12 protein-coding genes are annotated in these 19,116 nt (G+C 39.6%); 5 read left to right on the top strand and 7 right to left on the bottom strand.

Features of this window, described 5'->3' with window-relative positions; genetic code table 11:
- Positions 1-100 precede the first annotated feature (100 nt).
- The 3 genes from D0817_RS01355 to D0817_RS01345 form a co-directional block, all read right to left on the bottom strand.
- Positions 101-3,022, bottom strand: a complete 2,922-nt coding sequence (locus D0817_RS01355; RefSeq protein WP_127336591.1) for a PQQ-dependent sugar dehydrogenase — start codon at positions 3,020-3,022, stop codon at positions 101-103.
- A gap of 446 nt (positions 3,023-3,468) precedes the next feature.
- Entirely contained in the window at positions 3,469-4,194 is a 726-nt protein-coding gene (locus tag D0817_RS01350) for a LytR/AlgR family response regulator transcription factor (RefSeq protein WP_127336590.1), read from the bottom strand.
- A complete protein-coding gene (locus D0817_RS01345; RefSeq protein ID WP_127336589.1) occupies positions 4,191-5,240 on the bottom strand; it encodes a sensor histidine kinase in 1,050 nt (349 codons plus the stop codon). Before D0817_RS01345 ends, D0817_RS01350 begins: the two co-directional genes overlap by 4 nt.
- 263 nt (positions 5,241-5,503) lie before the next feature.
- Here D0817_RS01345 and D0817_RS01340 point away from each other — a divergent pair, with 263 nt between their 5' ends.
- The 4 genes from D0817_RS01340 (at position 5,504) to D0817_RS01325 (ending at position 13,060) form a co-directional block, all read left to right on the top strand.
- Positions 5,504-6,667: an efflux RND transporter periplasmic adaptor subunit gene (locus D0817_RS01340; protein WP_127336588.1), complete on the top strand. Its 1,164-nt coding sequence runs from the start codon at positions 5,504-5,506 to the stop codon at positions 6,665-6,667.
- A 9-nt stretch (positions 6,668-6,676) separates the two neighbouring features.
- A complete protein-coding gene (locus D0817_RS01335; RefSeq protein WP_127336587.1) occupies positions 6,677-9,841 on the top strand; it encodes an efflux RND transporter permease subunit in 3,165 nt (1,054 codons plus the stop codon).
- Positions 9,842-9,861: 20 nt separating this feature from the next.
- Entirely contained in the window at positions 9,862-11,268 is a 1,407-nt protein-coding gene (locus D0817_RS01330) for an efflux transporter outer membrane subunit (protein ID WP_127336586.1), read from the top strand.
- A gap of 190 nt (positions 11,269-11,458) precedes the next feature.
- The gene (locus D0817_RS01325) at positions 11,459-13,060 is read left to right on the top strand and encodes a Na+/H+ antiporter (protein WP_127336585.1); all 1,602 of its coding nucleotides are present in this window, start codon (positions 11,459-11,461) and stop codon (positions 13,058-13,060) included.
- Between the two features lie 23 nt (positions 13,061-13,083).
- On the opposite strand, the gene D0817_RS01320 is transcribed toward D0817_RS01325, so the two are convergent.
- From D0817_RS01320 to D0817_RS01305, 4 genes are all read right to left on the bottom strand, one after another.
- Positions 13,084-14,100: an LLM class flavin-dependent oxidoreductase gene (locus D0817_RS01320; protein WP_127336828.1), complete on the bottom strand. Its 1,017-nt coding sequence runs from the start codon at positions 14,098-14,100 to the stop codon at positions 13,084-13,086.
- Between the two features lie 78 nt (positions 14,101-14,178).
- Positions 14,179-14,523 (bottom strand): winged helix-turn-helix transcriptional regulator, encoded by a 345-nt coding sequence (locus D0817_RS01315; protein WP_127336584.1) that lies wholly within the window; start codon positions 14,521-14,523, stop codon positions 14,179-14,181.
- Positions 14,524-14,720: 197 nt separating this feature from the next.
- Positions 14,721-17,252 (bottom strand): SIR2 family protein, encoded by a 2,532-nt coding sequence (locus D0817_RS01310; protein ID WP_127336583.1) that lies wholly within the window; start codon positions 17,250-17,252, stop codon positions 14,721-14,723.
- 203 nt (positions 17,253-17,455) lie between these two features.
- Positions 17,456-17,689, bottom strand: coding sequence for a hypothetical protein (locus D0817_RS01305; protein WP_127336582.1), 234 nt, complete (start codon positions 17,687-17,689; stop codon positions 17,456-17,458).
- 426 nt (positions 17,690-18,115) lie between these two features.
- Between D0817_RS01305 and D0817_RS01300 the strand changes: the two genes are divergently transcribed.
- Positions 18,116-18,859 (top strand): SDR family oxidoreductase, encoded by a 744-nt coding sequence (locus D0817_RS01300; RefSeq protein ID WP_127336581.1) that lies wholly within the window; start codon positions 18,116-18,118, stop codon positions 18,857-18,859.
- The last annotated feature ends 257 nt before the right edge of the window (positions 18,860-19,116 follow it).

Here is a 19,116-nt window from a genome sequence, read left to right as displayed (position 1 = left end):
TGTGCTAATCATCAATGCTCTACGAAAACAGAATCTATTTAACAAAAAAGGAGGCATACAATAAAGTATGCCTCCTTTTTGTGGTTTAAACGGTATTTAATTACTGTTTAATAATAATAATTGCTTTACTGCTTTCACTGTTTTTAATGAAATAGGTTCCGGTGGCCTGATCAGAAATATTAATCACAGTTCCTGAACCTTGTTTTATTTTAGCTCCTGAGGCAGCATAAACGCTCCATTCTAATTCTTTCGACAAGTGGAAGATTCCTTTCGAAGGATTTGGATACACCACAATCTTTTTGGATTCCTCAGTCGGGATGTCAATGCCAAGATTGCAATTGTGAACCATATAGGTAATTTCTTTTTTATTATTTCCGGCGGTGTTGGTCACAGTTAAGGAAACGGTTTTGTCCCCTTCTGTACCATACACTACCGAATGAGGGCCAACCCCTGTTGCGGTTGCAGGTGTAGAACCTTCTCCAAAACTCCATTTGTACGTATCTACCGTTCCAATAGAAACAGAGGTAAAAGTCACAGCTGCATTTAAACAGCCCATTGAACTGCTTACTTCAAAATCGGCTACCGGAGCAGCCGCATTTGCCGATAAGGTGAATTCAAGTTTGTTAATGTTAATGTCAGCTTCGTCAAAAAACAAAGTGATCGTATGTACACCCTGTGTTAAAGGAATATTGGGTACTGTCACCGTCTGCCAGTTCTGGAAACCGGTTGTATTCGGAATATTAACTACTCCGGTTGCATTGACACCATCTACTTCAAGATGTACCTTTCTGTTGGCATACGGCGTTGCAATTCGTAATTTAATATCATAATTTCCGGTTGTATTTACTTTTGCCGTGTATTTAAGCCATTCGTTTTTAGCTACATAAGCAATATTAAAACCTCCTTCGCTGCATCCCTCGGTTCCTACGCCGTCTCCGGACCTGTAAGGGGTGTCGCCACCTCCATTGGTATCCAGAAAGGCAGTTGGGCCAACATCATAATTTTCTGCTTCAATAGTACCGGGAATCTGGGCAATGGTTCCCAGATAAGGGGCATTGCCTAGAGTTGTTGCCGTATAAAAAGCCGTATAGGTAATCGTTCCCGTTGCCGGTGCCTGAAAATTCTGATTGACCGTTCCGCCCTGGCTCCAGTGATCAAAATCGTATCGTATGTTTCCAACATATTGCGGAGTCGGAGCATTCAGCGTTTGTAATTTGGCATTGGCAACCACTTTTTTGGTAGCAGGTGCCATGATAGGTTTTTGATTGAATTCTAAATTCAGTAAAGCAGGAGAACTGGTGGTCGTCACATCGACAAGATTCGGATAAATATCAACATAAGTAGAAGCAGTTAAGCCGTTACTGTCTGTTACTTTAACAGTGAATCTGTACCACACGTTCGGTGTTTTTTCACCCTGATTGGACGCCACAAAATTTCCTGATGCTACGCCTTGCGGACTTGCCCCCGGATGTGAATGCCCTGCTCCGGGAATATCTTCATGAAATAAATCCATACTCCACGAGAAAGCGCTTGCCGGCAATACACCGTCTTCTATGTCGGTTGCCGTGGCTGCATAATTGACGATATCATCTGCGTTCCATTTTAAGGTTGGCAAAGGAGAAACCAGTGTTACTGTCGGTGCATTGCTAAAAGGCGTAACCGTCAGCGTTGCCGCATTACTGGTTACATTGCCTGCCGTATTGGTTACGACAACGCGGTAAGCACCTGCATTGGCATTGGTAACATTGGGAATCGTATAACTCGCCGCCGTTGCGCCCGGAATGTCTGTATTGTTAAATTGCCATTGATAGGTTAATCCCACACCACTGGCCGTCACATTAAAAGTAACAGGATAAGTTTCCATTATCGATTTGGATACGGGATGATTGACTATAGTCGGAGCTGCGGTTTCAATATAATTCAGTCGGATTAAAGAACCGTTGTTTCCATACGCACAATAATAAATAAAGCCGTCGTTTCCTAACATCATACCCAGTGCCATTTGTTGCGGAGCGCTGTAAAATTCTGTAGAAACCGGATCTGCGATATTCGGATCGAAAGAACGGATCGCATTTCGTACGTAATCTTTAATGATAAATTTCCCTTCCAGATTCGGATAACGCGGCGTTGTCGGATTATACAGAAGACCATTGGTCAGGGCATTTCCGATACTTCCTGTTGCATAAGTAAAGATAGGGTTGGTAAATAAATTAGTTTCCGTTTGTTTCCCGTCACCTCCCTGAGGATGTCCCCAGGCATAATTACGGATGGCCGGATTGCTGATTTCGTTTACTTCTTCCCACGAAGTTCCAACGTCCAGCACAAATAATTTATCGGCTTTTACGTTGGGAACAAGTCTCCACGGATTTCTGAATCCGTAGACCCAGATACTTTGTCTTTGTACAGAACCGCTTCCGAAGAAAGGATTTCCGGGAGCAGGCAGTCCGTTTTCGGTAAGGCGTAATATTTTTCCTTTGTAAGTATCCAAATCCTGGGAATTGGTGTTCTGCTGGCTGTCTCCAACCGTTACATACAGAAACCCTTTAAAGAATTTTAAATCCCCGCCATTGTGAAAACCGCCGCCAATAGGTTCCAGTAAAAGAATTTCCTGTCGGGCTACCACCTGATTAGCGTTATTGATCTGAACACGTTCGATTCGGTGTCGGATCACTGCTCCGTCATTGATCGCATAGAAGACATAAATGTAACCGTTTGTGGCAAAATCCGGATGTAAGGTCAGGCCCAGTAAGCCCTGTTCGTTGTCGGTAACCGTGGTTACGGTAAAAACAGTTGAAACGGCATTATTCTGGAATACTTTTACGATACCAGCTCTTTCGGCAATAAAAATCCGCCCGTCCGAAGATTGTTCTAACGAAAGCCCTTCTTTGATAACTGCTGTAGGAGCAAGGGTTTCGGTGATGTACTGACAGTTGGCCTGTCCTGAAATAAATAAAAAGAAAACATACAGGAGAATTGTCTTTAATCGTACATTTTCTAAGCTAAAACATAATTTTTTTCTCATATTGTTGATAGGTTTAGGGATGTGGGTAGTCAAATTTAACATTTTTTTACGTACTAAACTTAATTTTGTTATGAGATTTTTTATTAGTTATGGGTTGTGGGTTGTGGGTTGTGGGTTATGAGTTTTGAGTTAGGAGTTATGGGTTGTGGGTTGTGAGAGTAAAGAGTAAAGAGTAAAGAGTAAAGAGTAAAGAATATAGAATATAGAATATAGAGTAAGGAGTAAAGAATATGGAGTAAAGAATAAAGATGTTAGATATGAAAATTCAGACTGAAAACTGTACACTGTGACTCAATACTGTGACTGAATACTGTGACTGTGACTAAAAACTGTGACTGAACACTGCGACTAACAACTCACAACTCATAACTCATAACTCATAACTCATAACTCATAACCCATAACTCATAACCCATAACCCATAACCCATAACCCATAACTCATAACTACTTAATCCACTTATCCACGATTGCCTTAAAGGTTTCCTTATACTGTTCGCCAACCGTTATTTCTGCTTTGTCAATAAAGATGGAGTTTTTGCTGATGGCGCTTATTTTATCCAGGGAGGCGATGTAGGAACGGTGTATTCGCATGAATTTGGAGGAAGGTAATTTTTCTTCTAATGCTTTCAAGGAAATCAGCGACAATAAATCTTTTTGGGGCGGTACGAGATGTACTTTTACATAGTCTTTTAGACTTTCAATATATAAAACATCCTTCAGGCTGACCCTAATCCATTGGTATTCTACTTTTAAGAAAATAAATTCATCGTCAATAACCGTAGGTAGCTGGGAAGTTTCTTCGCATAATTCCAAAACCTTGTTGGCGGCCCTTAAAAATTCTTCGTAGCTAAAAGGTTTTAAAAGATAGTCGACCGCATTTACTCTGTAACCTTCAATCGCGTAATGATTGTAAGCGGTTGTAAATACAATTTTTGGAGTCGTTCCCGGTTGTTCCTGTAAAAGCCGGGCAAGTTCCATTCCGGTTAAATTCGGCATATTGATGTCTAAGAAAACCAAATCAGGCTGTTTCTCCCGAATGACACTCATGGCTTCCACGGCATTGTCGCAGCTGCTTGTTAATTGCAGAAACGGGGTTTGTTCGATAAAAGTCTCTACCAGCCGTAACGCCAGAGGTTCATCATCTACTGCTATACATTTTAATACGGTCATTTTTCTAAAGTTATTTTCAGGTTTACTTCGTATTTACCGTCCTGGTTCACACCGCAATCCATCCAGTGTTTGTGTGGGTAAATAAGCTGTAACCTGCGTTTTGTATTCGTTAAACCAATTCCTCCCGGATCGGAATTTGTTGTTTTTTCGAAAAAAGTATTCACTACTTCAAATTCAATATTGGTTTCTTTCTGCTTCAAGGTAATGATAATTTCGCTCTTATCCGTAGCATGTACCCCATGTTTGAATGCATTTTCGACCAGCGGCAATAAAAGCATCGGAACAATCGGGTAATCCGTGAGTTGTTCCGGCATATGGGTTACGATAGTTAATTTGCTATTGGCACGAAGCCGCATTAAGGCAATAAAATCTTTCATGAAATCGACTTCTTTCAGCAATGTCGTTCTTTCTCCTTCGGTGCTGTAAAGCAGGTAACGCATCATGCGGCTCAGGGTATGAAGCGCATTACGCGAATCCTCAATATTGCTGTACGTCAGGGAATAAATACTATTGAGGGAATTAAAGAAAAAATGCGGATTAATCTGTGCTTTCAGCATCGCCAGTTCCGCCATCGTTTTGTCCTGCTCGAGCTTCTGTTTGTGCTGTGCGGCTTTTTGCCAGTACTGTAACATTGCCCAGCTGGTACTGATTCCCAAAACCAGAAGGGTGAAGGTGAAGACCCAATTGTCAAAATAGTCACTTCTATATTTCTTGAATCCCAAAAGGGCGGCAATTTTATTATGAAGATCCGTTTGCGACGTATAAAAATAAGCGATCAGCTGCATGGCAAAGATCACTGCAAAAGCCCAGACGAGATAGGAGGCCAGATTGCCTTTGATAATGGTTTTCGGAACCACTATTTTCGCATTCGAATAAAAAATTACAATCATAAAGAAAAGTACGATCGCCTGCCACAGCCAAAAGAACGTCGGCATGGTAATATTCCAGCTTAAAGGCGTGTAAAACAGCATGATAAACCCTAGTAAAAACCAGCTGAGAATATGTATTCCGGGAAATAAATAGGGTCTAAAGAAGTTTGTTTTCATTTTAATTGATTATTTTTAAGACAATATTACATTTTATATCAATGCTATTTTTACCCAATCGCTCAATACAGAATCAGAATCTTTAAAAACCATTTTAGAGCCGATGAGACAGAATTTAAACACTTGTTTAGTTTTTTAATAATTCCATCGGGTGTTATGTTGTGTCTATCGATAGTTTACTGCTCTCCGTCTATTGGTCATTTTTTACATGGTATATTTTAGTTCCTTTGTTTTGTATAATCGATAATTACCTATTATTTCCAATGAATAAGCAATCCTTTTTAAGCATTCTCGCAGTATCCATTTTTATCGCATCATGTGGTAATAAAAGTGATAAGCCAGCCCAGGCCGGAGATGCACAGCCAGTAAAAGAATATAAAACACTCGTTTTAGAGTCAAAATCAGCAACATTAAATACAGACTATCCGGCAAGTATTCAGGGACAGGAAAATATAGAAATCCGCCCAAGAGTAGAAGGCTATATTGAGAAAATATATGTTGACGAAGGTGCCGTTGTAAAAACCGGACAAACCTTATTTAAAATCAGTGCTCCCGAATACGAACAAGAAGTCCGTACGGCAGCAGCCAGTATAAAAAGCGCTCAGGCAGCGGTGAGTACAGCAAAATTAGCGGTACAAAAAGTAAAACCATTAGTAGAAAAAGGAATTATCAGCAAATACGAATTAGAATCTGCCCAGTTCAATTACGAATCAGCCATGGCTACCTTAGCCCAGGCCAATGCCAGTCTGGTCAATGCCAAAACCAATCTGGGGTATACCACAGTGACAAGTCCGGTAAACGGAGTGGTAGGGTCAATTCCATTTCGTTTGGGAAGCCTGGTAAGTTCCAATACAGCAGAACCTCTAACGACGGTTTCCAGTATCGGGAATGTATATGCGTATTTTGCCATGAATGAAAAAATGCTTTTGAATTTTACCGACACCGATTCGGGCGTATCACTGGCACAGAAAATCAAAAAACTACCGGCCGTTTCCCTATTGCTTTCAGACGGTTCAGCCTATGACAAGAAAGGAAGCATTGAAACCATAAACGGATTGATCAATACAGAAACAGGTTCGGTAAACATCAGGGCCCGTTTTCCAAATCCACAGGGAATTATCAGAAGCGGAAGCAGTGTAACCGTACGAATTCCGAAAGCCATAAACGAGGGATTATTAATTCCGCAGAGTGCCACTTTTGAACTTCAGGACAAACTTTTTGCAGTCGTGGTCGGAAAAGACGGGAAAACGAAAAATACCAATATTACAGTATTAGACAACAGTGCTGCCGGAAATTATTATGTGGTAACAAGCGGATTAAAACCCGGCGATCAGATTGTTTTAGAAGGCGTAGCCGCTCTTAAAGACGGATCTCAGATTAAAACCCATAATGTAAGTGCAGAAACAGTTTACGCTGACTTAAAATAAGAAAATAAAATGTTTAAAATATTCATACAAAGACCTGTACTTTCGACAGTAATATCGGTTATTATTGTCATTCTGGGGGTTTTAGGGCTTATTGAGCTCCCTATTTCCCAATATCCGGATATCGCGCCGCCCACCGTAAACGTTTCGGCGAGCTACACCGGTGCCAATGCAGATGTAGTACTTAAAAGTATTGTAATTCCGCTCGAAGAACAAATCAACGGTGTAGAAAACATGACCTACATGACTTCTTCAGCGACCAACGACGGAAATGCGTCCATAAAAATCTTTTTTAAAGTAGGGACAAACCCCGATCTGGCAGCGGTAAACGTGCAGAACAGGGTTTCCAGAGCCACCAGTTTACTGCCGGTAGAGGTAACTCAGGCGGGTGTAACGGTAACAAAGAGTCAGAGTAGTAACTTGTTGATTTTCTCTTTATACAGCGATGATAAAGCCTACGATCAGACCTTCCTTCAGAATTATGCCAAGATCAACCTGGTACCGCAAATCCAGCGTGTCGTTGGGGTGGGAGACGTAACGGTTTTCGGGGCAAAAGATTACTCCATGAGAATCTGGCTGAAACCGGATGTCATGCAGCAATACAAACTGATTCCGAGCGATGTTTCGGCTGCTTTGGCAGAACAGAATATAGAAGCGGCACCGGGGAAATTCGGGGAGAACGGAAATCAGGCTTTTCAATACGTAATCAAATACAAAGGACGTCTGACCAGTGCCACGGAATTTGGCGATATCATCATCAAATCGGTTGGAAACGGACAAATGTTACGCCTGAAAGATGTCGCGAAAGTGGAGTTGGGATCGCTTAGTTATACGTCAACAATTAAAACAAACGGTGTTGAATCTGCAGCGATGGCCATTAGCCAGACGCCGGGATCGAATGCACGTGACGTCATCAACAATTCCAAAAAACTGATTGAAGAAGCGGCAAAGAACTTCCCAAAAGGAGTAAAATATACCATTCTGGTTGACGTTAACGAAAATCTGGATGCTTCTATCGAAAAGGTAATCCATACCCTGATCGAAGCCTTTATCCTGGTTTTTATTGTGGTATTTATTTTCCTTCAGGATTTCAGATCCACACTGATTCCGGCAATTGCCGTTCCGGTGGCGATTGTAGGTACGTTTTTCTTCCTGAATTTATTTGGGTTTACGATCAATTTACTAACGCTTTTTGCGATGGTACTGGCGATTGGTATTGTGGTCGATGATGCCATTGTCGTCGTCGAGGCGGTGCATGCCAAGCTCGATCACGGCTATAAATCGTCTAAAAAAGCAACGATTGACGCGATGAACGAAATTTCAGGTGCGATTATCTCAATCACGCTGGTTATGGCGGCCGTATTTATTCCGGTGACGTTTATCAACGGATCTACAGGGGTTTTCTACAAACAGTTTGGTATTACCTTAGCGGTAGCGATTATCCTTTCGGCTATTAATGCATTGACTTTAAGTCCGGCCTTGTGTGCTTTACTTTTAAAACCACACGCTGACGATCACAAACATAAAAGTTTTATTCAAAGATTTTATACTTCTTTTAACGTTGCCTTTGACAATGTAACGGAACGCTACAAACGTTCGGTTAGTTTCCTTTCCGTAAAAAAATGGATTGTATTAGCGGCCATTGTTATTGCCGGTGCAGCCTTATTTTATATGATGAAAACCACACCGTCCGCTTTCGTTCCCGCGGAAGATCAGGGAACTGTTTTTGCCAACATCAGTTTACCGCCATCGGCTTCTATGGAACGTTCCGACGTGATCGCCAAGAAAGTCGACAGTATTGCGAAAACCATTCCGGGAGTGAAAAATACCCTTCGAATTGTGGGGCAGAACTTTACCGCAGGAGCAGGTAGTGCCTATAGTATGGTTATTGTAAAACTGGAGACCTGGGACAAACGTGATCTGAGCGTAAATGATGTGATTGGCCAGCTTTTTGCCAAAACAAGCGGTATTCGCGAAGCCAATATCTTCTTCATTTCCCCGCCAACGATTCAGGGATTTGGACAAAGTGGCGGATTCGAATTTCAATTGCAGGATAAAGGAGGGCATACGACAGCAGAATTCTTTAAAGTGAATACGGAATTCCTGGAAAAGTTATCCAAACGTCCTGAAATACAATATGCAACAACGCCTTTTAATCCAGGCTTTCCGCAATATATGATGGAAATTAATTTGGCCAAAGCGAAAGATGCGGGAGTGACCGTCAATTCGATTCTGTCTACGATGCAGGGGTATTACGGTGGATTGTATGCTTCGAACTTTAATAAATTCGGAAAACAATATCGTGTAATGATCCAGGCTTCTCCGGAATTCCGTACGAATACCGAAGGACTGAACAAAATCTTTGTCAGAAACAGTTCCGGAACCATGGCACCAATAACCGAATTTGTAAAAATGACGAGGGTTTTCGGACCGGAATCCATTTCAAGGTTCAATTTATTTACGTCGATTGCCATTACGGGAGCCCCAAATCCGGGCTTTAGTTCGGGAGATGCGATCAAAGCGATTCAGGAAGTAGCAGCCGAAAATCTTCCGGCAGGTTACGGCTATGAATTCTCGGGACTGACCCGTGAAGAATTGGCTTCAGGAAGTGAAACAATTTTCATTTTTATCCTGTGTCTGGTGTTTGTGTATTTCCTGTTAAGTGCACAATACGAAAGTTATATTTTACCGTTTGCGGTATTATTCTCCATTCCGTTTGGATTGGCGGGGGCTTATTTATTCTCGATTATATTCAAACTGAACAGTAATATTTATCTGCAGATTTCCTTAATCATGCTGATCGGATTGCTGGCCAAGAACGGAATTTTGATTGTGGAGTTTGCCTTAGAACGAAGAAGAAAAGGATTGCCGATCGTTCAGGCCGCTGTTGAAGGAGCCGTAGCGCGTCTGCGACCAATTCTGATGACGTCTTTTGCCTTTATTTTAGGACTTGTGCCTTTGATGTTTGCTTCAGGAGCCGGTGCCGTGGGGAATAAATCCATCGGAACAGGAGCTGTTGGGGGAATGTTAATCGGAACCATTTTGGGAGTATTTGTTATTCCAGTCTTGTTTATCGTTTTCCAGACGTTACAGGAAAAAGTAAGTGGTCCGGCCAAAGAAGGCTATGATGAAGACGATGACGAGGAAGTACCACTATTAGACACTCACAAGGAGTAATAATTAAATTAAGAAAAAAGATGACTCACAGTTCCAATAAATATATACTTCTGGTCCTGGCTGCCGCGCTTTTAAGTGCGTGTTCCGTGACCAAAATATACGAACGCCCCGCAAGTGTTTCGACCGAAAAGCTGTTTCGTGATGAGACTTCGGCCGATACCACAACACTGGCAGCGATGCCGTGGCAGAGTGTTTTTAGAGATGCAAAACTAAACGCTTTGATTCAGAAAGGGCTCGATCAGAACCTGAACCTGAAAAATGCGATCGAAAATATCATTCAGGCACAGGCGACTTTACGTCAGAGCAAACTGGCGTATTATCCGACCTTAAACCTGGATGCGAATGTTACACGTACCAAACAATCGGAAGCAGGTCTTAACTTCCCACCCGGAATCAATATCAATACGTTGACCACGACCTACAAACTGGGTGTGAGTACCTCCTGGGAAGCCGATATCTGGGGAAAACTGAGCAGTTCAAAAAGAGCGGCACTGGCAACCTATCTGGCTACAGATGCCGCCAAACAAGCGGTGCAGACCCAATTGATTTCGGATATTGCCAATAATTATTTCCTGTTATTGTCTTTGGACAAACAATTGGAAATTACGCAAAAAACACTGGAAAGCCGTATTAAAAACGTGGAAACGATCAAATCGCTGAAAGAAGGAGCGATTGTTACCGGTGCTGCTGTGGTGCAGAGTGAAGCCAACCGTTATGCAGCAGAAGTGCTGATTCCGGATTTAAAGCAAAGCATCCGCGAAACCGAAAATGCCCTGAATATTTTGATGGGACAGGGACCCGGAACTATCGAAAGAGGGGTTTTGGCCGATCAGGTGATTCCTGAAAATATTAAGGTTGGGGTATCGTCCCAGTTACTCGAAAATCGTCCTGATGTCCGTCAGGCCGAGTTTAATTTCAGAACGGCTTTCGAAACTACCAATCTGGCGCGTACTTATTTTTACCCGAGCCTGACGCTTACGGCAAGCGGTGGTTTTTCGAATTTAGAATTGAAAGATTTTTTCAGTAATTCTGTTTTTTACTCTATTATTGGAGGATTGACACAACCGCTTTTCAATCAGGGTTTAAACAAAGCCCGACTGACCACGGCACAATCCAGACAGTTACAGGCACTGAATAATTTTCAGCAAAGCCTTTTAACAGCGGGGCAGGAAGTTTCAAATTCCCTGTATGCCTATCAGATGGCAGTTGAAAAACAGGAATCGAGAGCCAGACAAATTGAATCATTAGAAAAAGCAGTCGATTATACACAACAGCTTTTAGAATACAGTTCTGCAACGAATTATACAGATGTATTGACTTCAGAACAAAATCTGTTGTCGGCGCAATTAAGCGGTGTAAATGACAATCTGCAGAAGTTACAAGCGCTGGTTAACCTGTACCGTGCTTTAGGTGGCGGATGGAAATAATTTTCCGGATCGCCATCGTCAATTAATTTTTGGTTAAAAAACGTCTCAATTTTTTGAGGCGTTTTTTTTGTTTCAGGCTTCGACTCCGCTCCCCCTGACACCCGTTTTGAATTAAACCTGCGAGTTACTATATTAGTACCCATAATAACCAAACCGCCAATTTTAAAAACAAAGCCAAAAACAAGTTGAAATGGAGAATATTACAGTTATAATCATGTTGTTGTTCGGGGTTGCCTTCCTTAGCCTTTTGAGCAAAAGATACAATTTTCCCGTTCCAATCGTGCTGGTACTTTGCGGAGTCACCATTAGTATTATACCGGGACTTCCCGTAATTGCCTTAAATCCCGACGTGGTTTTTATTATATTTTTACCGCCGCTTTTATATCATGCTGCCTGGTATACGAGCTGGTCTGATTTTAAGCAGGCGGTGCGTCCGATTACGCTTGCAGCTGTTGGTTTGGTTCTTTTTACCACCGTTGCCGTTGCCGTTGCGGCACACTGGCTGATCGATGATATTTCATGGCCGCTGGCCTTTTTGCTTGGTGCGATTGTTTCTCCGCCCGATGCGGTTTCAGCAACGGCCATTACCAAAGGATTAGGTTTACACCCAAGACTTATTGCGATTCTAGAAGGTGAAAGTTTACTAAACGATGCCAGCGGACTTGTAGCCTATAAATATGCGCTTACCGCAATTACAGCCGGGAATTTTGTGCTTTGGCAGGCCGGACTGAATTTCTTTATCATGTCGACATTGGGGATTGCGATTGGTTTAGTCGTGGGCTATGCCATGAGTATTATTCATAAAAAATTTGTGTGCGACGATGTTATCGAAGCCACACTTACCTTGTTAACGCCTTTTGCCTCTTATTTAATCGCAGAGCATTTTGAATGTTCGGGTGTTTTGGCTGTGGTGACAACAGGTTTGTATCTTTCGGCACGATCGGGTACGATTTTCACGCACGAAAGCCGCATTATGACCAATACGATCTGGAGCGTGCTGACTAATATTTTAAACGGTTTGATATTTATCTTAATCGGACTTCAGTTGCGTGCTATTATAGAAGGAATAGGTAATTACTCGGGAATGTCTTTGTTCATTTGGGGTGCTTCGGTCAGTATTGTGGTGATTGTCGTCCGGTTTTTGTGGGTGGTTCCGGCCACGCTGGTTCCGAGGTTTTTAAGTAAAAAAATCCGTGAAAAAGAAGAATTCGATTACCGCAACATGATTGTTTTCGGTTGGTCCGGAATGCGCGGGGTGGTTTCGATGGCAGCTGCTCTGGCTTTGCCGTTAACCATCAATGATACGGAAGCGTTTCCGTTACGGAATCTGGTCATTTATCTGGTCTTCTGCGTCATCTTGTCTACATTAGTCATTCAGGGGCTTACACTGCCTTGGGTGATCCGTAAATTAAAATTAGAACCTTATTCTATACTGGCAGAAGAATACGGAATCCGCAATATAATTGTTTCGGAAACGATTACCCATATCGAAGATAATCTTTCGCTGTTGAATGATGATCTGCTGCACAATATCAAAAGCAAGTACGAGGTAAAATTCAACCGTTTGCAGAAAACCGAATTGCCTGCCAATTTCTTCGGAAAAGGAAACGTGATGGGAGGTGAAATCTTCAATGATTTTACCAAATTACAAATTGACCTGCTCAATGTAGAGCGTTCCAAACTCGAGGTTATGCACAAAAAAGGTTCCGTAAATGAGGAAATTTTCCGTAAAATCGAAAAGGAACTTGATCTCGAAGAAACCCGCCTGTGGATGGAAATGTATGAAAACTAATGATCAACAAAACCTCTGATGTCTTACTGAATCAGAGGTTTTACTTTTGTGCCTATAAGTTCGATGGCGTTCATCAATTGTGAATGCGTAAGTCCGGCATTATCCATCTGGAAAGTAAATCTCGAAATTCCGCCCAGTGCATCGCTGTGGCGTAAAATTTTCTCGGCGACCTGCTCGGGATTTCCAAGAACGAGAACTCCTTTTTCATCGGTCAGATAATCGAATTTCTCTTTTGTTACGGGCGGCCAGCCACGTTCCAGTCCTAATTTTGTCCAGAGTTCGGCATAACCGGGATAGTATTCTGCTACAGCACTTTCATTTGTGGCGGAAACATAACCGGGCGAATGTAAACCGACTTTTAATTCTTCGGGTTTGAAACCGTTGGCTTGTCCGGCTTCGCGGTACAAATCGATTAAAGGGCGAAAACGGTGCGTTTGTCCGCCAATCACGGCCACCATCAAAGGCAAACCTAAAGTTCCGGCTCTGACAAACGATTCCGGGCTTCCGCCAACACCCAGCCAAACGGGTAATTTTTCCTGTATCGCTCTCGGATAAACGGGTAAATTATTTAGAGGGGCACGGAATTTTCCGGACCAGGTGACAAATTCATTATCGCGGACTTGCAGCAACAATTCGAGTTTTTCCTTGAAAAGTTTATCGTAATCGTTCAGTTCAAATCCGAAGAGGGGATAGGCTTCAATCGAAGACCCACGGCCTACGACAATTTCGGCTCTTCCTTTGGAAATCAGATCCAGCGTTGCAAAACTCTGGTAGACCCGCACCGGATCTGCGGCACTCAGGACGCTCACGGCACTCGTAAGCCTGATTTGTTTCGTCCGTGCTGCAGCAGCACTCAGAATTACAGCCGTAGCCGAATCTAAAAATTCTTTTTTGTGGTGTTCGCCAATTCCGAAAACGTCAAGTCCGACCTGATCGGCAAACTCAATTCGCTGAAGCAGTTGCTCCATGGCCTCTACACTGCTAAGTGTGTTGTTATCGCCGTACATCGCCGACGCAAAACTGTCTATTCCTATTTCGATCATGACGTAAAGATACTAAATTCAGTTTTTTTACGGTTACGAAATTGTTTTGAAAACCCTAAAATTTCGGTAAAAATGTCAGGCTTTTTCCTGCTGCTTTTTGATGTATTCACGGTGGGATTTCCCCCAATTGATCATTTCCGTTATAATTGGCCCGAACGATTGGCAGTACGGAGTCGACTCGTAAAGGATCGCCACTTTGGCATCGCGGTCTTCTATTCTTTTGACCAGATTGTTAAGTTCCATATCCTTTAATTCCTTCGACAACATACGCGACGTAATCCCCGGAATACTCTGCTGAATCTCCGTAAACCGATGGTTGCCATTACAAATCGAATTGATGATCGGCAGTTTCCATTTTCCACCTAAAACGTAGATGGTGTCCTGCAGGGCCTGGACTTCTTCTTTCTGGTTTCTTTGCATTTGGGGTTTTAATTTTGTAAACGGTAAGTGCAAAATTACGATTATTTAGCAACGCCTATTTATCAAGCGAAAAGAATTAATGGTCTAATTTAATGTTGTGAAACTTGGAAGTTCAAAATCTTTAAATTTAGTAATCGAGAGGTAATCTGAAACATGGGCTATTTTCATGTAGTAAATTTTTAGGATTTAGATTTTTTTTAAGTTGCTGTAATATAATTAATCCTCTGCTTATCTTGTAGTTGATATTCGATAACCTCTTTTGTATTTGTGGAGATTAGAAGTGTTTTTTTTCCTTCCTCTGATAAAATTATTGTTTTGTTATCTAAGAATTTGCAACTATAAATATCTCTCGTCTCATATTTTTTTTCTTTTGAATTTTGATAATTATTTGTACTTAAAATATTAAGATTAAGATCTAAGATGATCTCTTGACACATAATTGGATTATTCGAAGTATCATAAAATCCGAAAACCAAATTTAAAAGTTGAACATTTGCTGAATAGTCCATACATGAACAATTTAAATCCTCTAAATAAATTTTTTTTAAAATTGTAATTGAATTTTTAGAAATCTCTAGTATAAATATTAACGAATCTTCTTTGTCGAATTCTAGTTTGAATCTACTATTTAATATTAGAAATTCTCTGTTATTGAAGTTAATAATTTGAAAAGATTTTACATCTATTTTAGCATAAAAGTTTAAAAAAGGATCTTCTTTTTCAAATTTTAAAATCCTTTGACTAATTTCTGTGTCTTTTTCGAGTTCAGTCATGAAATTATTATAAGATAATTTTTGAAGCAGATTTCCGTTCAAATCATATAACAAAATGATGTCACCTTTATATGTTGAGTCTCCTCCTTTTAAATAAACAATTCCTGATGAGTATATCGCAAAAGTTGAAAATGTTTCATTTATAGAAAAAATTTTAGTTATTTCAAATTTATTATCTAATACCAATATTTTATTCCCTTCATGTATAAAGATTTGATTTTGTTTTTTGTGATATTCAATATTATATATTTCTTCATTTGATTTATAAAAAATATTTGCAAAAATATCTTCCTTTGGATTCCAAGAAAAACAAGAATTGGAATTGCACCCAATAACTGTCATGTCCAAATCAACTGTTAATAGTGAAATTTTGAAGATGGGAAATTTTTTATCAATAGGTAAGCTTGCAAAAGTGTCTTTAAAATGCTTGTCTGTAATAATAACTTCTTTATCAGAAACTACTGCAAGAAAATCAAGAGGTAAACCCTTGCATATAGTAGCTTTTTCAAGTTCTACATAAAAGTTATCAGCATCTAACTCTAAGAAATTTTTAAGTGATTGAATTATTCTTTTTAAATTTTCAAACAAATAGTTGTCGGAATTGTATTTTTTTTCGAGATTTTGTCCTCTTTCTTTAGCTCTTTTTACTTCATCAATAAATCCACCTAGGTAACCATTATAAAATCCATTATGTAATACTCCCCATTCATTTGATTGTTTAATATCAATAATAATTTCTTGTGGAATTCTTAAAAGGCACTCATACGCAATAATTGCAGTATTTATATAATTTAAGGGATTAAGCTTTTCAGGAGTTTCTCTAAATTGTAACCAAAGATCAATTTTTTCTCTTAATTCAGTTAATTTAAAAACTGATTTAATAATGGTTTGTGTAAATAAAAGCTTCTCTTTTTTGCCAACAAGAGAACTATTATGCTCTGCTAATAATTTTTCAAGAATTTTAATTTTTTCAGGATTTACCCAGTCAAATTGAGAATTGAAATTATTAATGAAGAACAAATCAATTTCATCTTTATTATCTGTAAAATTATTTGTGTTATTCTCAACTCGTTTAAAATCTTTTACTAATTTATCTTGATATGTTTGTAACTTATATTTTTTCTTTTCAAAATTTGGATTTATTTTTTGAATAAATGTAGGTAGATGATTGTAATCGTTGCCAAAGTTTATAGCTTCAATATTACATTCAGTTAATAATTCAATGTGATTTCGGCTGAGTATTTCTTTTTCATGTAAAAGTATGAAGTGTTGATTAGCAGAATGAGGAAACCATTTCTTAATAAAATTAAAAACAGGTAGAAAATCGTTGTCCATTACGCCATCTTTACTGCAACCTATAAATAAAAAATGATAATCTGATAGTAATTTATTTAATAGTGTTTTATAACCTAAATTTTTATTCAATTTTTTGTAATCAAGATCGCTCAAAATTATGCTATCTGGTTTTTCGATAATTCCATGCAAATGAATTATTAAATTTTCTTTTTTATTAATTGCATTAAATATTAATTGGTGATCGCTGTAAATAAACTTTTGTAGATTTAAAGTGTTTATTGAACTTAATAAAGTGTCATAATTTGTAGTTGCAATTATTGATGTTGAAAGATCTAATATGCTATTAATAAGTGAGTCTGACTCAATAATTGGATCTTCAAATATATCTTTAATCCAATTTACGTAAGGAAAAGAGGGAGCATTAAGAACCTTTTTAAGATAATTAGAAGCGAGTAGGAAGTTGTTGTCTTCTAAATGTTTACGCCCTTTGGAAATGAGATCAGGATTTAAATAACGACTTTCTGCGTATTCAAATCCCATTTTTATTAAAGTCACCCAACTTGGAAGATTTGCAGCTGCACTTGATACACCAGCTCCAATAACTGGAATTACTCTATCTTCTTTTAATAATTTAATTAATTTTTTTATTGAATCATTCATACATTAAATTAGGTGATTTATTTTTATAGTTTATTTTTTTTAAATTAAAAAGCTTTTTAAAGTTACTGTTATTTCCAACAAGTGTAAACGAATTACATAAAAATCGCAATACGTATTTATACGGTATTTCAAATAGCAGAAAAAAACAAAACCCTCAATCTTTAAAGATTGAGGGTTTTAATTTTTCAAAAGAGAATAGAAAACTATTCTACCTCCAGATACGGATCTAAAATCTCGGCTAATTCATTGAGCCAGTAAAAGCTGTTACCTAGTTGGGCAGTTTCGCTTTGAAGGAGTTCGATTTTACTCATAACGCCAAATGCGAGTGTAAAATTTACCTGCCGCAATGCTTTAGCAATAGCATTTGGATCAACTCTGTCGTTGAAAAAAGCAATCAGCTTTGTTTCAGCTTCTTTTGAAAGGGTGTTGGTACTCATAATCTTTGTGTTTAGGGAAAAGAACCCGCACGGCTAAGGTGTCCTACGCCACAAAGTGCGTTGCAGTTGTTTCCAATACCGCCACCATACCGCACGGGCAAAAGTTTTTTTGATTTCATAATCTTTGTGTTTAGGACTGCAAATATATCAAAAAAAGATTCTTTTTACTATTATAAAAAGTAATATTTTATTTACAATTTATTTTACCAATCGTTCTTCTGAAACTGAGTGCCCTAGCCCTGATGGAAGCGACATCCTTTTGTGGCGGTGTTCGCCATAAAAGATACAGCGGACAGCAGGAATCAGCTCCTCATACACAACCAAATCCCCTTAGAAAACCTGAAAACGGTATACTCCATGATACCATCAAAAAACGAATATCTTTTCCGATTTAACTTTGTCCCGTTAATTTAAAAACATAAAAAAATGGACAATTTAAAAAATAAAGTAGCCGTCATTACAGGCGGAAACAGCGGGATCGGTTACGCAACAGCAAAACAATTCAAAGAGCAGGGCGCAACGGTTATCATCACCGGAAGAAGAAAAGAAGCCATTGAAGCAGCGGCTCTGGAATTGGGTGTGACCGCAATTGTGGCCGACCAGTCTAATATAGCGGATATTGAAAATCTGGTTGCGAAAGTAAAAGCAGATTTTGGTACGGTGGATATTCTCTTTATCAATGCCGGGATTACGGGTACAGGTACCATTGAGCAAGCCACAGAAGTTTTATTTGATGGTATAATGAATGTTATTTTTAAAGGCGCGTATTTTACGTTAAGCAAATTTATACCTCTTTTAAAAGACGGCGCATCAGTGGTGTTCCTTTCTTCGAATACGGCAAGTATGAGTTATGCCGGCACATCGATTTATTCGTCTGGTAAAACGGCCCTTAATGCAGTGATGAAAATTGCTGCTTTGGAGTTAGCGCCAAGAAAAATCAGGGTGAATTCGGTTAGCCCGGGTCCAACGGAAACGGAAATAATGAAAAAGGTTGGTTTGAATGAAGCGGAAGTTAAAACGTTGATGGATACAATTGTCGATCATATTCCGCTAAAACAAATGGGAACTTCAGAAGATGTAGCCAAAATGGTTTCGTATCTAAGCAGTGAGGCAGCAACATTCATCACCGGTGCCGATTTTATCATGGATGGCGGAATGGTGCTGGCTTAAATTTTTGTTTCAGGTTTCAGGTTATGGAGGTTTAACCGCAAGGCACGCAAGGGTTTACGCTATGTTCGCAAAGTTATTTAAGTATAGCTTTGCGATCGTTGCGTTTATATAGTTCCTATTATAAAAACCTTCCTCCTGATAGCTATCGGGAGCAAAGTTATTTAGATATAGCTTTGCGATCGTTGCGTTTTATACGGTTCCTATTATCAAAAAAACCTTCATTCCGATAGCTATCGGGAGCAAAGTTATTTACGTAC

Source organism: Flavobacterium cupreum (assembly GCF_003996965.1).
Taxonomy (GTDB): domain Bacteria; phylum Bacteroidota; class Bacteroidia; order Flavobacteriales; family Flavobacteriaceae; genus Flavobacterium; species Flavobacterium cupreum.
The sequence above is the reverse complement of the archived record's forward strand: the minus strand, read 5'-3'. Positions and strand labels throughout refer to the sequence as shown.

What these genes read in the sequence shown, in the direction of transcription:
- D0817_RS01355 (WP_127336591.1), bottom strand. Translation starts at nt 3,022, where the DNA reads ATGAGAAAAAAATTATGTTTTAGCTTAGAAAATGTACGATTAAAGACA.
- D0817_RS01350 (WP_127336590.1), bottom strand. Translation starts at nt 4,194, where the DNA reads ATGACCGTATTAAAATGTATAGCAGTAGATGATGAACCTCTGGCGTTA.
- D0817_RS01345 (WP_127336589.1), bottom strand. Translation starts at nt 5,240, where the DNA reads ATGAAAACAAACTTCTTTAGACCCTATTTATTTCCCGGAATACATATT.
- D0817_RS01340 (WP_127336588.1), top strand. Translation starts at nt 5,504, where the DNA reads ATGAATAAGCAATCCTTTTTAAGCATTCTCGCAGTATCCATTTTTATC.
- D0817_RS01335 (WP_127336587.1), top strand. Translation starts at nt 6,677, where the DNA reads ATGTTTAAAATATTCATACAAAGACCTGTACTTTCGACAGTAATATCG.
- D0817_RS01330 (WP_127336586.1), top strand. Translation starts at nt 9,862, where the DNA reads ATGACTCACAGTTCCAATAAATATATACTTCTGGTCCTGGCTGCCGCG.
- D0817_RS01325 (WP_127336585.1), top strand. Translation starts at nt 11,459, where the DNA reads ATGGAGAATATTACAGTTATAATCATGTTGTTGTTCGGGGTTGCCTTC.
- D0817_RS01315 (WP_127336584.1), bottom strand. Translation starts at nt 14,523, where the DNA reads ATGCAAAGAAACCAGAAAGAAGAAGTCCAGGCCCTGCAGGACACCATC.
- D0817_RS01310 (WP_127336583.1), bottom strand. Translation starts at nt 17,252, where the DNA reads ATGAATGATTCAATAAAAAAATTAATTAAATTATTAAAAGAAGATAGA.
- D0817_RS01305 (WP_127336582.1), bottom strand. Translation starts at nt 17,689, where the DNA reads ATGAGTACCAACACCCTTTCAAAAGAAGCTGAAACAAAGCTGATTGCT.
- D0817_RS01300 (WP_127336581.1), top strand. Translation starts at nt 18,116, where the DNA reads ATGGACAATTTAAAAAATAAAGTAGCCGTCATTACAGGCGGAAACAGC.